The 16,494-nt window shown below is 43.0% G+C and carries 13 protein-coding genes; 5 read left to right on the top strand and 8 right to left on the bottom strand.

The annotated features are described in order from the left end of the window. Positions 1–89 precede the first annotated feature (89 nt). Together DFP80_RS02630 and DFP80_RS02635 are read left to right on the top strand one after the other, a co-directional pair. The gene (locus DFP80_RS02630; RefSeq protein ID WP_113915265.1) at positions 90–2,225 is read left to right on the top strand and encodes a TonB-dependent siderophore receptor; all 2,136 of its coding nucleotides are present in this window, start codon (positions 90–92) and stop codon (positions 2,223–2,225) included. A 24-nt stretch (positions 2,226–2,249) separates the two neighbouring features. Next, complete coding sequence (locus DFP80_RS02635; protein WP_113915266.1) at positions 2,250–3,011, top strand: siderophore ferric iron reductase; 762 nt, start codon at positions 2,250–2,252, stop codon at positions 3,009–3,011. 39 nt (positions 3,012–3,050) lie between these two features. Here DFP80_RS02635 and DFP80_RS02640 read toward each other — a convergent pair whose 3' ends face one another. After that, positions 3,051–3,476 carry a winged helix-turn-helix transcriptional regulator gene (locus tag DFP80_RS02640; protein ID WP_113915267.1) on the bottom strand — a complete coding sequence of 142 codons (426 nt, stop codon included), beginning with the start codon at positions 3,474–3,476 and terminating at the stop codon, positions 3,051–3,053. 83 nt (positions 3,477–3,559) lie between these two features. Between DFP80_RS02640 and DFP80_RS02645 the strand changes: the two genes are divergently transcribed. Beyond that, on the top strand, positions 3,560–4,405 hold the full coding sequence (locus DFP80_RS02645; protein WP_113915268.1) for an SDR family oxidoreductase: 846 nt from the start codon (positions 3,560–3,562) through the stop codon (positions 4,403–4,405). An 80-nt stretch (positions 4,406–4,485) separates the two neighbouring features. Here DFP80_RS02645 and DFP80_RS02650 read toward each other — a convergent pair whose 3' ends face one another. The 7 genes from DFP80_RS02650 to dnaA all read right to left on the bottom strand — a co-directional run bounded on the left by DFP80_RS02650 (position 4,486) and on the right by dnaA (position 15,433). Then, a complete protein-coding gene (locus DFP80_RS02650; protein WP_113915269.1) occupies positions 4,486–6,183 on the bottom strand; it encodes an ABC transporter ATP-binding protein in 1,698 nt (565 codons plus the stop codon). Between the two features lies 1 nt (position 6,184). Then, positions 6,185–7,891 (bottom strand): ABC transporter ATP-binding protein, encoded by a 1,707-nt coding sequence (locus DFP80_RS02655; protein WP_113915270.1) that lies wholly within the window; start codon positions 7,889–7,891, stop codon positions 6,185–6,187. Positions 7,892–8,017: 126 nt separating this feature from the next. After that, positions 8,018–8,884, bottom strand: coding sequence for a helix-turn-helix transcriptional regulator (locus DFP80_RS02660; RefSeq protein WP_113915271.1), 867 nt, complete (start codon positions 8,882–8,884; stop codon positions 8,018–8,020). 240 nt (positions 8,885–9,124) lie between these two features. After that, positions 9,125–11,548 (bottom strand): DNA topoisomerase (ATP-hydrolyzing) subunit B, encoded by a 2,424-nt coding sequence (gene gyrB, locus DFP80_RS02665; protein ID WP_113915272.1) that lies wholly within the window; start codon positions 11,546–11,548, stop codon positions 9,125–9,127. Continuing rightward, positions 11,549–12,655: a DNA replication/repair protein RecF gene (gene recF / locus DFP80_RS02670; protein WP_113915273.1), complete on the bottom strand. Its 1,107-nt coding sequence runs from the start codon at positions 12,653–12,655 to the stop codon at positions 11,549–11,551. A 97-nt stretch (positions 12,656–12,752) separates the two neighbouring features. Continuing rightward, positions 12,753–13,850, bottom strand: coding sequence for a DNA polymerase III subunit beta (gene dnaN, locus DFP80_RS02675; protein WP_113915274.1), 1,098 nt, complete (start codon positions 13,848–13,850; stop codon positions 12,753–12,755). A gap of 32 nt (positions 13,851–13,882) precedes the next feature. Continuing rightward, positions 13,883–15,433 carry a chromosomal replication initiator protein DnaA gene (gene dnaA, locus DFP80_RS02680; protein WP_113915275.1) on the bottom strand — a complete coding sequence of 517 codons (1,551 nt, stop codon included), beginning with the start codon at positions 15,431–15,433 and terminating at the stop codon, positions 13,883–13,885. Between the two features lie 513 nt (positions 15,434–15,946). Here dnaA and rpmH point away from each other — a divergent pair. Continuing rightward, positions 15,947–16,081: a 50S ribosomal protein L34 gene (rpmH, locus tag DFP80_RS02685; RefSeq protein WP_084035504.1), complete on the top strand. Its 135-nt coding sequence runs from the start codon at positions 15,947–15,949 to the stop codon at positions 16,079–16,081. An 8-nt stretch (positions 16,082–16,089) separates the two neighbouring features. Continuing rightward, positions 16,090–16,488 carry a ribonuclease P protein component gene (gene rnpA / locus DFP80_RS02690; protein WP_113915276.1) on the top strand — a complete coding sequence of 133 codons (399 nt, stop codon included), beginning with the start codon at positions 16,090–16,092 and terminating at the stop codon, positions 16,486–16,488. The last annotated feature ends 6 nt before the right edge of the window (positions 16,489–16,494 follow it).

Consider the following 16,494-nt stretch of genomic DNA (forward strand, 5'->3'; position numbering starts at 1 on the left):
CCAAACGGTTAAGTTTTACAGATCGATGACAAATAGAATGAGAGTCATTCTCAATCGATTTGTCATCTTATTCTATCTGCGGAGCTTCCATGAAACCGGCTTTACACATTCAACCTACTTTACTCGCGTTGGCTATTGCCAGTGCGACCTCTTATTCCATAGCAGAAACAGGTACAGATGAAAACAATCTGAACAATACCGATCAATTAACAACCCTAGAAGTAAAAGGGCAGAGCTACCGGAATACAGCAACAAAAACACAACTAGATCCAGAAGAAACACCACAAGCTATCTCCATCATTGATAGTAAAGAGCTTGAAACACGTGGCGTTGAAAGCCTAAACGAAGCCGTGCGTTATACTGCTGGTGTACACAGTGAACTACGAGGCGGAGCGATTACTCGTTTAGACCTTTTCAACATTCGCGGCTTTGATAATACGCTCGTATATTACGATGGATTACCATTACTCTATAACGGCAACAATTTACAGGCACAAATAGATGCAGCAGCCGTAGATCAAGTAGAAGTATTTAAAGGCCCAGCATCTACCCTTTACGGCAGTATGCCCCCTGGCGGTATGATCAACATGATCAGTAAGGCGCCACAAAAAGAAAAGAAAAACTCTGTAAAAGTCACTATTGGCAGTGATAATAAAAAAGAAGCATCTTTTGACTCAACCGGAGCAATTTCAGAAGACGTCAATTATCGTTTGATTGGTTTAGTACGAGATAAAGACGGCCAAGCGAACACAACGACAGAAGAGCGCGTAATGATTGCGCCATCATTGGATATTAAACTTAGTGAAGATACCCTTTTAAACCTAAACATGTATTATCAAAAAGACCCAAGTATGGGAACCTTTGGTGCGCTTCCAGGGGTCGGAACAGTCTATGATAACGCTTATGGCAAAGTCGATTCCGACACTTTTCTAGGTGACGAAAATTTCAATACGTTTGAACGAGAGTTCTTAATGTTCGGTTATAAAATTGACCATAAGATAAATGATACGTGGCAATTTTTACAAAATTCTCGTTTCACAACCGCTAAATCGTATCAAGAAATGGTCTACAGCACAGGCCTAGAATCAGATAAACGCACAGTTAAACGTGCCGCTTACATCACAGATGAAGAATCCAAAAGCATCAGTATCGATAACCAATTTTCCGGTGCATTTGATATAGGTAATGTAGAGCACAATGTTCTTTTAGGTGTTGATTACTTAAAGACGAAATCAAATTTTCAATACCAAAATGCTACAGCAGTACCAACGATTGATCTGTACGAACCGGACAACAATCAGTTTACGGCAAGCGACTTAACATTTGTAAAGCTTAGTGACCATGATTATAACTCTTCACAGTTAGGACTATATTTACAAGATCAAATGCGTTTTGATCAGTTAGTTTTGATTGCTGGTGGTCGTTATGACCAATACAAGTACGATGAAAGTGGTATTAACTATGGTAGTGCCGCTACAAAAGACATTGATCAGACACATTTAAGTGGTCGCCTAGGTGCCCTGTATGAGTTACAAAATGGTCTATCCCCTTTTATCAGCTATTCGCAAAGTTTCGAACCAGTCATGGATACACGAAATACAGGGAAGGACTATGAGCCAACTACGTCTGCACAATGGGAAACAGGGTTAAAATACAATGCGAACGGCTTTCATGGCAGCCTAGCCGTCTATGAAATAACGAAAAATGACATCCTAACCAATGACCCAGATGACCCGTCAGATCAAAGAAAAATCCAAGTAGGCGAAATTCGTTCTCGCGGTATTGAGTTGGAAGTCAATAAAGCTATTACCGAGGAAGTAAGCCTTTCATTGGCGGCGAATTTACAAGATGTTGAAATCACTAAAGATAATTCAGGCCTTGAAGGGAATACACCGATCCGCATTCCAGAAAAACAGCTGAGTGTTTGGCTGTCCTACAAACCGGCGGCTGGTAAACTCGTAGGAACAACCCTAGGAGCAGGCGCTCGTTATGTCGGTGAAATGCAAATTGATGCCGCTAACTCTGATACCTTATCACCTTATACTTTGGTCGATTTATCAATTGGTTATGATTTAGCTCAGTTATCGTCTAATTGGAAAGGCGCAAGCATTCAGTTCTCTGTATCAAACCTTCTCGATGAAACCTATTTTAGCTGCTACAGCAAAACCAATTGTTGGTATGGCGCAGACCGTTCATTTGAATTAACAGGGCGCTATGACTTCTAAATCTATTAAAAGGAAAAAAACACAATGGAAAGGCAGCTAGATCGTCTTTTCAAGACAGCAAAGTCTTATATTGCCGCCCTAGATGGACAAGAATCAGGCACTCAACACGACAAGCCGAGCACGCCTTACTTATCGATAAAAGCACCTGATTCTGCACTTATGGCTTTGCATCACACATTAAAAGAGGCGCACCCGGAAACGGGGGCGCCTTATTGGCGTATAAGGTGTTGGGGATTAGCCTGCTGGCAACCCATTTATCTCGCGATGATTTGTGTGTATCAGCTCAAAGCTGTGCCGCTGTACTTGCAAGAAATAGAACAAAAGCAAAACGGCGAAATGGTCGCAGGGTATTTTTTACCCAATGGAATATGGCAAGAGGGGACTCACGAAACCTTAATTCAAACCGCCGGCGAACAACTCAATACCTTATTCTCTTTGCTACAGAATACGCATGTTGAGGCTTTTGGCGGAAGACCAGCACTGTATAAAGGCTTACTGGCAGACCAACTAATGAGTGCTCTGATTAATATAGGAAGCCTGCTGCCGAATCAGCACACAAGTCGTTTAAAAAGCGATTTTAAACAGTGGGCAAGCGCTATGGATTTACCATTAAGAGCTTTAGAAGGGCTCAAACAACAAGCATCAGCACAACCGATTTTTGTGCGTCATACTTGCTGCTTAGAATTTCGTTGTGATGGTGGCGAGCTTTGCTCAAATTGCCCTAGACAACACACCCGCTTAGCAAAAAACACTCAGCAGAAGAGGGAAGTTGACTACATTCAGTAATGTTTTGTTAGATGATATACAGTATGTAAGTGTTCACTACTACGCGCTAACAGCTTCAACACAAGGAGATTGGTTAGAAAGGATATCGATAATATTCTCTTCAATCCAATCCGCCAACCCCACTACATGACCCGCAACCTGAACGCCGCTGTCCGTCAGGCTGTATTCAACATGGGGCGGGACAACAGGATAAGACACCCTCAGGACAAAACCATCCTGCTCTAACACTTGTAGAGTTTGAGCAAGCATTTTTTCACTAACGCCATTGATTGTACGACGCAACTCACTAAAGCGATGTGTTTCACCACCTTTTAGTGCCAACAGCACCAAAACCGCCCAGCGGCTTGTAACATGTTTCAATACATCACGAGATGGACATTTATCAGAGAACACATCTCCACGCATGAATTGCTGGCTTAAGTTAAGCTTTTCTGTTTTTTCGTCAGGAACTGAATTTTCTTTCATACTTACCTTTTTGTATGTACTTACTTAAAGTTTGTTAGTGATATATTCTACTTCTATCAACTCAAAACTCAAAGGAGAATATTATGATTTTAGTTACTGGCGCATCAGGTCAACTTGGCCGTTTAGTTATCGATAACCTTTTAAACACCACACCAGCAAATCAAATCATTGCGGCGGTTCGTAATCCTGAAAAGGTTGCCGATTTAGCAGAAAAAGGCATTCAAGTTCGTCAAGCGGATTATAGCGACCTTGATTCTCTTGTTACAGCAATGCAAGGCGTGGAAAAAGTACTGTTAATTTCTTCTAGTGAAGTAGGCCAACGGACTGCACAGCACAGCAACGTCATCGATGCAGCCAAACAAACTAGCGTGTCTTTGATTGCTTATACCAGTATCTTGAACGCGGACACGTCTCCACTTATATTGGCAAAAGAACACGTAGCGACAGAAAATTTGTTAGCAGAGTCTGGCGTACCTTACGTACTACTTCGCAATGGCTGGTACTCTGAAAACTACACGATGGGCCTAGCAGGCGCGCTAGAACATGGCGTTGTTGGTTGTGCCGAAGATGGAAAACTGTCTACTGCAGCACGTACAGACTATGCAGAGGCCGCGGCCGCAGTGCTTGTTAAAGACGAACAAGCAGGAAAAGTATACGAGCTAGCGGGTGACAACGCCTTCACACTAAACGAATATGCCGCAGTGATTAGCAAGGTATCAGGCAAAACGGTTGCTTACCAAAATGTGCCAGAAGCGGAACTCACCAAGATTCTTGTTGGCGTAGGCTTACCAGAAGGCTTCGCCGCGATCCTTGCGGATTCTGAAGCAGGCGCATCCAAAGGCGGCTTATTCAGCGACAGCAAAGATCTATCCACCTTGATCGGCCGTCCAACCACGTCAATTGAAGACAGCATCAAAGCGGCGTTGTAAGCAGCTCTATAAAGACAAAAGCCCGATTCAGTCATGTCTGATTCGGGCTTTCTTTATAACGTAGCGACGTTAAATTCACTTTATTCTGGTGCAGATTGCCACATTGTACAATAAAGGTGAGAACATTTAAGCAGCTCTTGATGTGAACCAATAGCAGAAATATGTCCGTTTTCTAGTAAGATAATTTTATCTGCTTGAACAACAGTTTCCAAACGATGGGCAACCATGACAATGGTTTTATTTTTATAAACCTGATGCAGGCTTTCTAGCACCTTCGCTTGAGTGTCGCTGTCTAATGCGGAAGTAGGTTCATCTAACAACAGAATATCAGCACGGCGCAATAACGCCCTAGCAATACTCAAGCGCTGTTTTTCTCCTCCTGAAAGATACATACCATTTTCGCCAATAGGTTGCTCTAAACCAAGAGGTAAATTTTTTACTAATTGACACAACCCAACAGACTCTAACGCTAAAAATAGCATTTCGTCTGTCGCCTGATTATCTGCGATTAAAAGATTTTCTCGAAGGGTGCCACTAAACAATTGAACCTGTTGTCCCACGTGTAAAAGAGATTGATACAAATTTCTTGTGCCAATATCCTCTATCGCAACATCCCCCAAAGTAATACGTCCAGATGAAGGTGACTGAAACCCAGCCAAAAGATTAAGTAATGTACTTTTTCCGCTGCCTGACGGGCCAATAATCGCGCAAAATTTTCCTGCATCTATAGTGGCTGAAAGGTCACATAAGGTGTCCGTTTCAAAATCATGGGTAAACGAAGCATGAGTCAACGTAAAAGTATTGTGTGTTATTCCTTGCCCCTCTATCATTTGACTAGGCAAAGTTTGGATCTCATAAAGGGCTTTAGCTGAAGATAATAAGGCTTTAAATTCAGGCAAAAGCATACTGAGTGTATGCTGAATTTGCATTATATAAAGCATAATCAATGCAGAAAACATCCACGTATGAGTATTCAAAACTCCTTTGGTAATCAACCAACTACTCATGACTAAAAAGCTAACCGAGCCTATTTGACCAATCAAATTAGGAATTTGACTTGCCATGCCTCCAGATTTTTCCAATTTAAGCCCTGAACGGCGTAAGACCTGCAGCTGCGTAACCAATGGTTTTAATAGCAAATCAGTTACCGCATAACTTTTGAGCGTTGTTAAGCCTTGAAGGTATTCGAATAATTGGCTACTAGTAGAAGCTTGCTCTTGGTTCTCCATCGCAATCGTTGGGGTAAAATAAACCGCCAATATACGATAACAAAGCCATGCGATCGGCAAAGGAAGTAAGGTTGCCAATGCCAACATAGGTTGCAAATATATCAATATGGCGACCAACACAAAAAACAGCACAAGTTGCGCGATAATATCCGCAATAAAATGCGAAAAAACCTCTTCGAATTGTTTGAACTGAGTCGTAAAAAGGCGCTGCCATTGACCTGACCGTTTACCTAATAGCAAATTCAAAGGCAAACGACGCAGTCTATCCAATAAGGTTGTACGTAATTGATTTGTGGCTTGATAGGCCCCAATAAAATTAAAGTAACTCCCTTGAGCAAAAGCGAATTTAAATATTAAAGCAAGCACAGAAAAGCCACAAAGAAGAACGAAAAATCGAGGACTAAACTCCCCCCCATAACCTATTATCCAAGCTAACATAATAAGAGGAAAAAGATCGGCTAACTCCTCTAAGACACGCAATAACCAACCAAGTAAAAGTAGCCGATTAGCGCTGTGATTATTTTTGATCAGCTTATAAAGATATGACATATCAAACCTCTTCTTGCTCAAAGGGAGTATGAAGCGGATGTACAGCAACACTCGATAATTGAAGGGAGGCCTCACAATAGTCACGTACAGTGGCTCGATGAGAAATAATAATCTGGGTTTGTTGCGGAAATGCTAGCAATAAATTATCCAGTAAACGCCGTTCTGTCACTGTATCTAAATGAGCGGTGACCTCATCTAAAATAAGAATAGGGGTTTTTCTTAACAAGGCGCGCGCTAATCCAACTCGCTGGGTTTCGCCACCACTTAATAAGCGGCTCGCCTCACCAACATCGGAATCCAGCCCATTCGGCAACCGTTCAATCACTGAAGTCAATTCACAAACCTGTAGCACTTGAGCGACAAAATCCGGTGCGGTTGAATTCACCCGATCCAATAGCAAATTGTCTCGAATGCTACCTCGAAAGAGAAATGTTTGTTGCGCTGCCATAGCAATCCATTGCGCTCTTTGTTGTGACGAACACTCTTGTAAAGAACAACCTCCAAGTGTCCAAGCACCCTTTTTTAGAGGAACCAAGCCCATTAGACTATTCACAAGTGTGGACTTTCCACAGCCAGATTCGCCGATAATAGCAATACGAGATCCAGGCTTTAGCTCTAAAGAAAGGTCATTGATCAACACTCTGTCCGCTTGCGCTAGCGTTAAATGTTCAGCACGTAAAGTAAAATCCGTCGGCTCACGTTGTCTATCACTCGCTTCAACAGGCATTCGTAGCAATGGCAAAAGCTGATTTATAGCATCAAATGCTTCCATCGTTTTCCCTTGCATTTGAGTAGCTAGCAACCATGGTTTCATTAAAGCCAAACTCAGTATCACCACCAAGACAAGTTCCATATCTGATATCTGCCGAATACTCCATAGCCAACCACCAAATGGCACCACCAAGAATACAGAACTCCGTGACACAGTCGTAAATGTGGTCCACCCTTTTATTAGCGTACGCGTAAAGGTCTGCATCAGATCGTAGTGTGATTGAATAGCATTATCTAACTGTACAAGAGAGACTTGGTCCTTTAAAAACTGTTTTAAAACAGAAGCACCTTGAACAAAGTCAAATACCGCTTTATCTACACAGGCAACACTTTGGTTATAGACAGCTTGCTGCTCTGGAAAAAACTTCATAATTCGCATTTGCAATAACAGTGCTATAGGTAGCGGTACCAATGCCACCAGCGCCAAACGCCAATCCAACCAACTCATTAAGGCAATATACAAAATAGGCTGAAGCAAAAGGCTAAGAGTTTCTACACCATAATGTGCAAGTAATAGAGTCAAACGGCTGGAGTCCCTAAGAACACGTTTTTCCAGATCAGATCGATGCCATTTTCCTAATTCTAACAACGGAGCTTGGGCAAGGTGATGTACAACCTGTTCACGTACTTTTTGCACAATACGGTAGGCGGCAAGATGACAAAACCAATAAGCCGAACTCATCAAAGCCAGCCGCGCGATAACCAATATAACCATAGCACCAGCAAGCCAGAGCAAAAGTACGCTGTCTTTAGCCTGTACCGCATGAGCCGCATAAAAAACAATTAAATAAACAGTCACTTCAGCACAACAACCAACAATAGTCGTTGCCACACCTAAGCTGAAACGCATTCGCTCCGTTTTTATCAATGACCAGAAAAAAGATGTGGTACTGTCCGTATTCATGGTGTCGAATGATTTGGAAGAACCTGTGTTCATAACTTACCTCTTAAGCATTCATTGCTTATCCGAAGTTCAGCATACCTTCGAGAAAAGAAAACGACTTTCCTGTATCGGTATGTTTATTTCGCAAAGAGGTAAATAACATATGCAGTATAAAAGCAGTTAGCCAAGAATTGACCGACGATATTCTCTCGGTGTTATACCAAATTCTGTCTTAAAACGGGTAGAAAAGTGCGCTTGATTCTTAAAGCCAACATTAAGAGCCACTTGAGTAATCGTATCATGTCGACTTAACTGGTCACGAGCCGCCTCTAATCTAGCCTTCCCAAGCCATTGTCGAAAGCTCCCACCCGTTAGGGCTTTAATATCTCGCTTTACATAGGTTTCATTAGAACGAGCCAAACGAGCAAGGCCAGCCAACGACCACTCTTGGTCTAAATGGGCTTGTACATGATTGAGTACTGAATGCATTTGACGCATCCTATTAGTAACAATAGGCATAGTGGCTTTTCGGCGCTTATTCAGTAAAAGTGCAAGTACTTCTTGAGCTTTTGCCTTAATAAACCACTCACGTTCTATTCCTTCAAAATCACATTCCCAGGCCGCTTGGCAACAACATAAAACATCGTAGGGAACAGGACCCAACTCTGCTAATTTAATTTGTGGTACCGCTTGTATGAATGCAGCTCGTTGTTTGGGCAATAACCTAGATTCTTGTAGATGATCAAGAGGAAGCATAATAGACAGCATTTGCAGTACACTACCATTTGGAAAATACATTGGGTCGTGACACGCTTGATCCAATAATGACACCATACATTGATGGCTAAAGTTAAGAGTAGGATCCATACCGGGTATACGCGTTTGCCCTTGGCATTCACCTATAATAGAAATATACAGACCTGGTTGATGGACATTTTCAATTATCGTGCTTTCTGTGAATCGATAATTCACCGAACGAATCCAACTATTCGCATCCAAATGAATATGTTCAAATGCCAAAATGCTCTCAACAGTACAATAGGTCATCGTAATACCTCCCTAAGCCTCCTGCTAATCTTTCAATAAAAGGGTATATTGCTATTTATGATATTAAGTCTCATTTGCATTGTATGCCACTAGTTTTATTCTCCTAAACAGAGAAAACATGGCCCCTTAATTTATCAAGATAACTTCCTAGCAGTGGTTTCAAAGTAACCTGATGGCAACACAAAAAAAAACGGTTAGAGCTCTCACTCTAACCGCTTTTTTTATTTACTAATCAAATACTTAAACGTCTAGGTTCGCTACACTCAAGGCGTTATCTTGGATGAAGTTACGACGTGGTTCTACTTCGTCACCCATCAAGGTAGTAAACATTTGGTCAGCAGCAACGGCGTCGTCGATGGTAACACGCAACATACGGCGCGCTTCTGGGTCCATGGTGGTTTCCCAAAGTTGCTCAGGGTTCATCTCACCCAGACCCTTATAACGCTGAATAGTCATACCGCGAGACGCTTCTTTCATCAACCACGCTTTCATGTCGTTAATAGTTTTCACGCTTTCACGACGTTCACCACGTTGAATATAAGACTCTTCACCAAACAATTCTGCTACGGTTTCTGACATAGCAACAATACGTTTGTATTCAGGAGAATTAAAGAAGGTGCCTTCAAAGCGGTAACGATTGGAAACACCATGAGACATGATGTCGACCACTGGCAAGTAGATATTACGTTCGTCGTCTTTCTCTACAGAGAAATCGAAACGGAAACCAGTACGAGCATCTTGTGGCATTTGAGCACGGATGGCTTCAACCCATTCCATCACCGCAGATTCGTTGGTCAAGTTTTCTTGCGTCAAGGCTTTGCAGTACAGAAGCTTGCCCATTACATCTTTTGGGTACACACGAGACAAACGATCAACATCTGCTTCAATGCGAATGTAATCACGCATCAGTTTCGCCAAATGCTCACCCTGAATACCTGGAGCATCTTCGTTAACGTGCATATGAGCGCCGTCCAAAGCCACTTCAATCAAGTGTTGATCCAATGCCGCTTCGTCTTTGATGTATTGCTCTTGTTTACCACGTTTAATTTTGAACAAAGGAGGTTGCGCAATAAAGATGTGGCCGCGTTCGATGATTTCTGGCATTTGGCGGAAGAAGAAGGTCAAAAGCAGAGTACGAATGTGCGATCCATCTACGTCGGCATCAGTCATGATGACAATGCTGTGGTAACGTAATTTATCCGCATTGAATTCATCGCGACCTATGCCACAACCCAGTGCGGTGATCAGTGTACCAACTTCCACCGAAGACAGCATTTTGTCAAATCGAGCTTTTTCAACGTTTAGAATTTTACCTTTCAGAGGCAAAATGGCTTGGGTACGACGATCACGACCTTGTTTTGCAGAACCACCCGCAGAGTCACCCTCCACTAGGTAGATTTCAGAAAGGGCTGGATCTTTTTCCTGACAATCAGCCAACTTACCAGGTAAACCAGCAATATCTAAAGCGCCTTTACGGCGAGTCATATCACGAGCACGGCGTGCGGCTTCACGGGCACGAGCTGCATCAATCATTTTATTTACGATGATTTTGGCTTCGTTTGGTTTTTCTAATAGAAATTCAGAAAAACGCTTTGCCATTTCTTGCTCTACTGCTGTTTTGACTTCAGAAGACACGAGTTTGTCTTTGGTCTGAGAAGAGAATTTCGGATCCGGTACTTTTACCGATACGATCGCAGTCAAACCTTCACGGCTGTCATCACCTGTTGTTGCGACTTTTTGCTTTTTCGCAAGACCTTCTTTTTCAATAAAGTTGTTCAAGGTTCTCGTTAACGCGCCACGGAAACCCGCAAGGTGAGTACCACCATCACGCTGAGGGATGTTGTTGGTGTAACAGTAAATATTTTCTTGGAAACCTTCGTTCCACTGCAATGCCACTTCAACAGCGATACCATCTTCTAGATCATCACGTTGGCAAATAAAGTGGAAAATATCGTTGATTGGCGTTTTGTTAGTATTCAAATGCTCAACAAAAGAGCGCAATCCGCCTTCGTAGTTAAAGAACTCTTCTTTACCAGTACGCTCGTCTTTCAATTTAATCGCAACACCAGAGTTCAAGAATGACAATTCACGTAGGCGCTTGGCCAAGATGTCATAAATAAACAAAATGTTGCTAAAAGTGTCTGCTGAAGGTTTGAAATGAACCGTTGTTCCCTTGCCGTCAGAATCACCAACAATGGCAAGAGGGGCTTGTGGTACGCCATGCTTATAGTGTTGCTCGTAGACTTTGCTGTTCTTACGGATCGTTAAAGTGAGTTCTTCAGATAGCGCATTTACAACTGAAACCCCCACACCGTGAAGACCACCGGAAACTTTATATGAGTTATCGTCAAACTTACCACCAGCGTGAAGTACCGTCATGATAACTTCGGCAGCAGAAACGCCTTCTTCTTCGTGCATATCAACAGGGATACCACGACCGTTATCGGACACAGAAATAGATTCATCTGGGTGAATCAGTACAGTAATAGTGTCACAGTGACCAGCAAGGGCTTCATCAATGGAGTTATCCACGACTTCAAATACCATATGGTGCAAGCCTGTGCCATCGTCCGTATCGCCGATATACATTCCCGGACGTTTACGAACGGCATCTAGCCCTTTGAGCACCTTGATACTGGACGCTTCGTAATTATTTTCACTCATTTAACTCTCCTGCAAACCTTTGCTCAATAAAGACAATTCGCCGTTATTCATAGCAAATTGACGAACGTCTGTCGTATCGGCCCACGTAAAATCCGTTGTATCAGGCTCGACACTGGTAATAAAAATTTGGCTGTTGAGTGACTCCAACAACTGACACAGTTTCTGTCTGTGGTTAGTGTCCAACTCAGCTGGTAAATCATCCACTAAAAATACCAGAGGGCGACCCATATCAATCAGTAGCTGTCCTTGAGCAATCTTTAACGCGGAAACAACCAGTTTCTGTTGACCACGAGACAGGGTATCTAATGCATCACCCGTCGCCGTTTTCACGCGTAAATCCGCTCTTTGGGGGCCGGTATGCGTATAACCTAATTCGATATCTCGCTCACGACCCGCTTCAACCGCCATCGCTAAGTTTTTCTGTGCATCCCAGCCTTGAAAGAACTGAAGATTCACTGCAAGCTCTGTGGTCAATTGCAATAAAACCTTCTCAAAATGCGGTGTTAGTTTTTCAACATACGCTTTGCGAGATTGATTAACTTGCTCACCCAGTCGGATCAATTCCTGATCAAATGCCGCCAATAAACTGAGGGATATTTTACCACGTCTAAGCAAGGTATTCCGCTGTTTTAATGCTTTTTGCCAGCCTCGCCACGCTTGAATGAAGTCTTTATCGAAATGAAAGGCTCCCCAGTCGATAAATTGGCGTCGAATGCTTGGAGAACCTTCTAATAATCGAAAGGCATCGGGGTTAATAAGCTGTACAGGAAGACGCTCAGCCAGCTCAATAACCGATTGCGCTCGTTGTCCTTGAATACGAACGTCTATTTGACCGTCACGATAACGCTGTAACCCCACTCGAATCGGGCTTCCTTGTTCTTGATAAAGCTGCGCAAAGACAATACAGGCTTCATTTTCGTGCTGAATATAGGTTTTGTGCTTATGGCTACGAAAGGAGCGACCAAACGACAATAAATGAATGGCTTCTAATACAGAGGTTTTACCACTGCCATTTTTACCAACAATCACATTTACTTGGGGCGAAGGTTCAAAACGCACACTAGAAAGGTTGCGAACATGAGAGATGTCCAAACGCACCAGCGGCATAACTCTTAAACCTTAATTGGGGGAGGGAAGACAACCCGCTTGATATGTAGCATTCTAGCGTACCAAGCGGGTGATAGGTCTATCATCTAAGCGATAATTACAGACGCATCGGCATCACAACGTATTGCGCTGCGTGGCTTTGTGCTTCTTCGATCAAGGCACTGCTGTTCGAGTCGTTTAAAGATAAACGCACTTCTTGAGAGTCTACGACACCCAATACATCCAACAAGTAACCCACGTTGAAGCCCACTTCCATGTTGTCGCCTTGGTATTGTACCAACACAGATTCTTCGGCTTCTTCTTGCTCTGGGTTATTGGCAAACACTTGCAACATACCGTTAGACAAGATCAAACGCACACCACGGTATTTCTCGTTAGAAAGAATCGATGCACGTAGGAATACTTGACGTAATTCCAAACGATCAGCAATAACGATTTTTTCGTTGTTACGCGGAATCACGCGATGATAATCAGGGAATTTGCCATCCACTAGCTTAGAGGTGAACACATAATCCGCCACTTTGGCACGAATATGGTTTGTACCTATGGTTAGCTCAACCACTTCATCGGTATCGTTCAGTAATCGGTTTAGCTCCAAGACACCTTTGCGAGGTACGATAACTTGCGTCAAATCACCACTCACTTGAGCATCTTCAACGGCCGTTGCCAAGCGGTGCCCGTCGGTTGCGACTACACGTAGTTGACCATCGGCTACTTCTAGCAACATACCGTTAAGGTAATAACGAACATCTTGGTTCGCCATGGCAAAACCCGTGCGGTCGATCAAACGACGTACGCTGTTTTGCGCGATAGAGACCGTTAGATCACCTTGCATATCCTGAATATTCGGGAATTCATCGGCAGGCAGAGTAGACAAGCTAAAACGTGAACGACCGGAACGAATGACGGCTTTTTGCTCATCCAAAGTAAATTCAATAACGGCGCTGTCTGGTAAACTTTTACAAATGTCCATTAGTTTACGAGCCGGCACAGTAATACGGCCTTCTTCGCATTCATCTAATGGCACGTGGCCAACCAATTCAACTTCTAAATCAGAGCCGGTAAGCGTCAGTACTTGGTCTTTTACTTCCACCAATACATTGGCCAAGACAGGCATGGTTTGTTTGCGCTCTACAACGCCTGCCACTAATTGAAGTGGCTTAAGAAGTGTCTCGCGGACGACTGAAAATTTCATTATTTTCCTCGTAAACTCAAAGTCTTAGACCATCAAGTGGTCAGAATTCGCATCAATTGTTTGTAGTCTTCACGGATATCCGAATCCGTATCTTGCAGTTCTTTAATCTTGCGAATCGCATGCAAGGCTGTCGTATGGTCACGACCACCAAACGCATCGCCAATTTCTGGCAAACTATGGTTGGTCAACTCTTTTGCTAACGACATCGCCACTTGGCGAGGACGAGCAACCGATCGACTACGACGTTTCGACAGCAAATCACTGATCTTAATCTTGTAGTATTCCGCCACAATTCGCTGGATATTATCGATGTTTACCAGCTTATCTTGCAAGGCCAAAAGATCTTTTAACGACTCGCGAACAAAATCGGGGGTAATCGCTCGCCCAGTAAAGTGCGAGTTGGCAATAACACGTTTTAGCGCGCCTTCTAATTCACGGACGTTAGAACGTATTTTCTGCGCAATAAAGAAAGCGGAATCATAAGATAGCTTAATGCCACTTTCATCCGCTTTACGCATCAAAATCGCCACACGCGTTTCTAATTCTGGCGGTTCAATCGCGACGGTTAAACCCCAACCGAAACGCGACTTAAGACGATCTTCTAAGCCTTGAATTTCTTTTGGATAGCGGTCACAGGTCAAAATCATCTGCTGACCACCTTCTAACAAAGCGTTAAATGTGTGGAAAAACTCTTCTTGTGTACGGTCTTTACCGGCAAAAAACTGGATATCATCAATTAATAAGGCATCCACAGAACGGTAATAACGTTTGAAATCGTTAATCGCGTTTAATTGCAGCGCTTTCACCATGTCAGCAACGAAACGCTCGGAATGCAGGTAAACCACCTTAGCATTCGGATTATGACGCATCATTTCCGTACCAACGGCTTGCATTAAGTGAGTTTTACCCAGACCAACGCCACCGTATATAAAGAGAGGGTTGTACGCACCGCCAGGGTTTTCAGCAACTTGCAAAGCGGCGGCATGTGCCAGTTGGTTGGATTTACCCTCAATAAAGTTATCAAAGGTAAAGGAATTATTCAGATTCGCTCCATGATTAATACCACCTTCGACCTGAACTTTACGTTTGGGGGCCGTTAATGGCAGCTGACCCTGTTCATAAGGTTCAAGTTCTCCACGTAATCCTGCACCAGATAAGGTTAATGGAGCTTCAAATTCAAGGTCAGCATTCGGGCTGCCTTCTTCGTCATCCATTAAACCAAAACCCGGACGATAGCCAGACTCTCTCGCCACTTCATTATTTAAAGGGTTTATCACCGGCTCATTTGATACAGGTGGCGGTGGAGGAGACATCTGATTTGCTTGGGCAAAATTTTGGCTCTTTACTTCTAGCTTTAAAGCCGGAGCAAGATCATCGCCAGCAAACTCAGATAATAATTCCTTTATGCGCGTTTGATATTTGTTACTCACCCAATCCAACACAAAACGGTTTGGTGCACTTAGGCACAACTCTCCATTCGGCATCATTTCAGCCTGTAATGGACGAATCCAAGTGTTGAACTGAGATGTGGAAAACTCACCCTGCAAACGCTGCAGACAAAGATTCCAATGCTCCAAAGACACTGTAGACGTACTCCCTGGTTGAGTGACAGACAAGGAGCGGATTTTACATCGACCCTGTAAAGTTATCCACATATAAATAGAAAAAAGCCGAACTTATCCATAAATAAAAAAATGTTAATAACACATAGGGTTATGCACAGGAGTAAATAAAACCCTCCGCTTGTGTATAAAAAAGGCATTTATGCACAGCAAAACAGACATTTATTTTTATCTTTTCCACATGCAAAAAAATGATTATCTTTTTGTTTTTTATGCACATTAATTAACAAAAAAACCAACTTGTGGATATCTATTTATTACTAATGTCATCGTTATCCACTAACTCAGTAGAACTCTGTGTGTAAGTGTTTAATGAATTGTGGAGTTATTTTTTTACTAATTAAGCCGCGCCAAGCATTGAATTTACTAAGGAAAGGCTCTAAAATCCGCGCCCTGATTTGACCAATCAAATGTAGAGGCTTGGCGGTCGCTAACCCTCAAAACTCAAACACTGCATTCAGTGAGAGAATTAAGATGAAAAGAACTTTCCAACCTAGCGTTCTAAAACGCAAACGTAATCACGGTTTCCGTGCTCGTATGGCTACTAAAAGCGGACGTCAAATCGTCGCTCGTCGTCGTGCTCGCGGCCGCAAGGTTCTAAGCGCATAAGTACGCTGATGACCGAATATTGTTTTCCTCGGCATGTCAGACTTCTGAATGCCGGGGATTATCAATCTGTCTTTAATGGCACTTCCTCCAAAGTCTTCGCAGGTGAATTCCTTTTATTGGCACGAAAACGAGATGATGACCAAACTCGGTTGGGTCTTATTGTGTCTAAGAAAACGGATAAACGCGCGGTAGGCAGGAATCGTATCAAACGTTTGGTGCGTGATTCCTTTCGCCACAACAAAATCCCCCTTTCTGGTCTTGATATTGTCTTCTTAGCGCGACACGGCATTAAAGAACTGGAAAACGCCGATTTGCACAACCGACTCGATAAAGCATGGGGTCAGTTGGCGAAAAAGGCTAAAAAACCCACTCAAAATAAAAAACGCGACCAATCTCGACAGAAATAGGCTGAA

It is taken from the genome of Marinomonas rhizomae (assembly GCF_003315485.1).
GTDB classification, from domain to species: Bacteria; Pseudomonadota; Gammaproteobacteria; order Pseudomonadales; family Marinomonadaceae; genus Marinomonas; species Marinomonas rhizomae.

Coding starts and splice junctions, on each gene's coding strand:
- DFP80_RS02630 (WP_113915265.1), top strand. CDS start 90: ATGAAACCGGCTTTACACATTCAACCTACTTTACTCGCGTTGGCTATT.
- DFP80_RS02635 (WP_113915266.1), top strand. CDS start 2,250: ATGGAAAGGCAGCTAGATCGTCTTTTCAAGACAGCAAAGTCTTATATT.
- DFP80_RS02640 (WP_113915267.1), bottom strand. CDS start 3,476: ATGAAAGAAAATTCAGTTCCTGACGAAAAAACAGAAAAGCTTAACTTA.
- DFP80_RS02645 (WP_113915268.1), top strand. CDS start 3,560: ATGATTTTAGTTACTGGCGCATCAGGTCAACTTGGCCGTTTAGTTATC.
- DFP80_RS02650 (WP_113915269.1), bottom strand. CDS start 6,183: ATGTCATATCTTTATAAGCTGATCAAAAATAATCACAGCGCTAATCGG.
- DFP80_RS02655 (WP_113915270.1), bottom strand. CDS start 7,891: ATGAACACAGGTTCTTCCAAATCATTCGACACCATGAATACGGACAGT.
- DFP80_RS02660 (WP_113915271.1), bottom strand. CDS start 8,884: ATGACCTATTGTACTGTTGAGAGCATTTTGGCATTTGAACATATTCAT.
- gyrB (WP_113915272.1), bottom strand. CDS start 11,548: ATGAGTGAAAATAATTACGAAGCGTCCAGTATCAAGGTGCTCAAAGGG.
- recF (WP_113915273.1), bottom strand. CDS start 12,655: ATGCCGCTGGTGCGTTTGGACATCTCTCATGTTCGCAACCTTTCTAGT.
- dnaN (WP_113915274.1), bottom strand. CDS start 13,850: ATGAAATTTTCAGTCGTCCGCGAGACACTTCTTAAGCCACTTCAATTA.
- rpmH (WP_084035504.1), top strand. CDS start 15,947: ATGAAAAGAACTTTCCAACCTAGCGTTCTAAAACGCAAACGTAATCAC.
- rnpA (WP_113915276.1), top strand. CDS start 16,090: ATGACCGAATATTGTTTTCCTCGGCATGTCAGACTTCTGAATGCCGGG.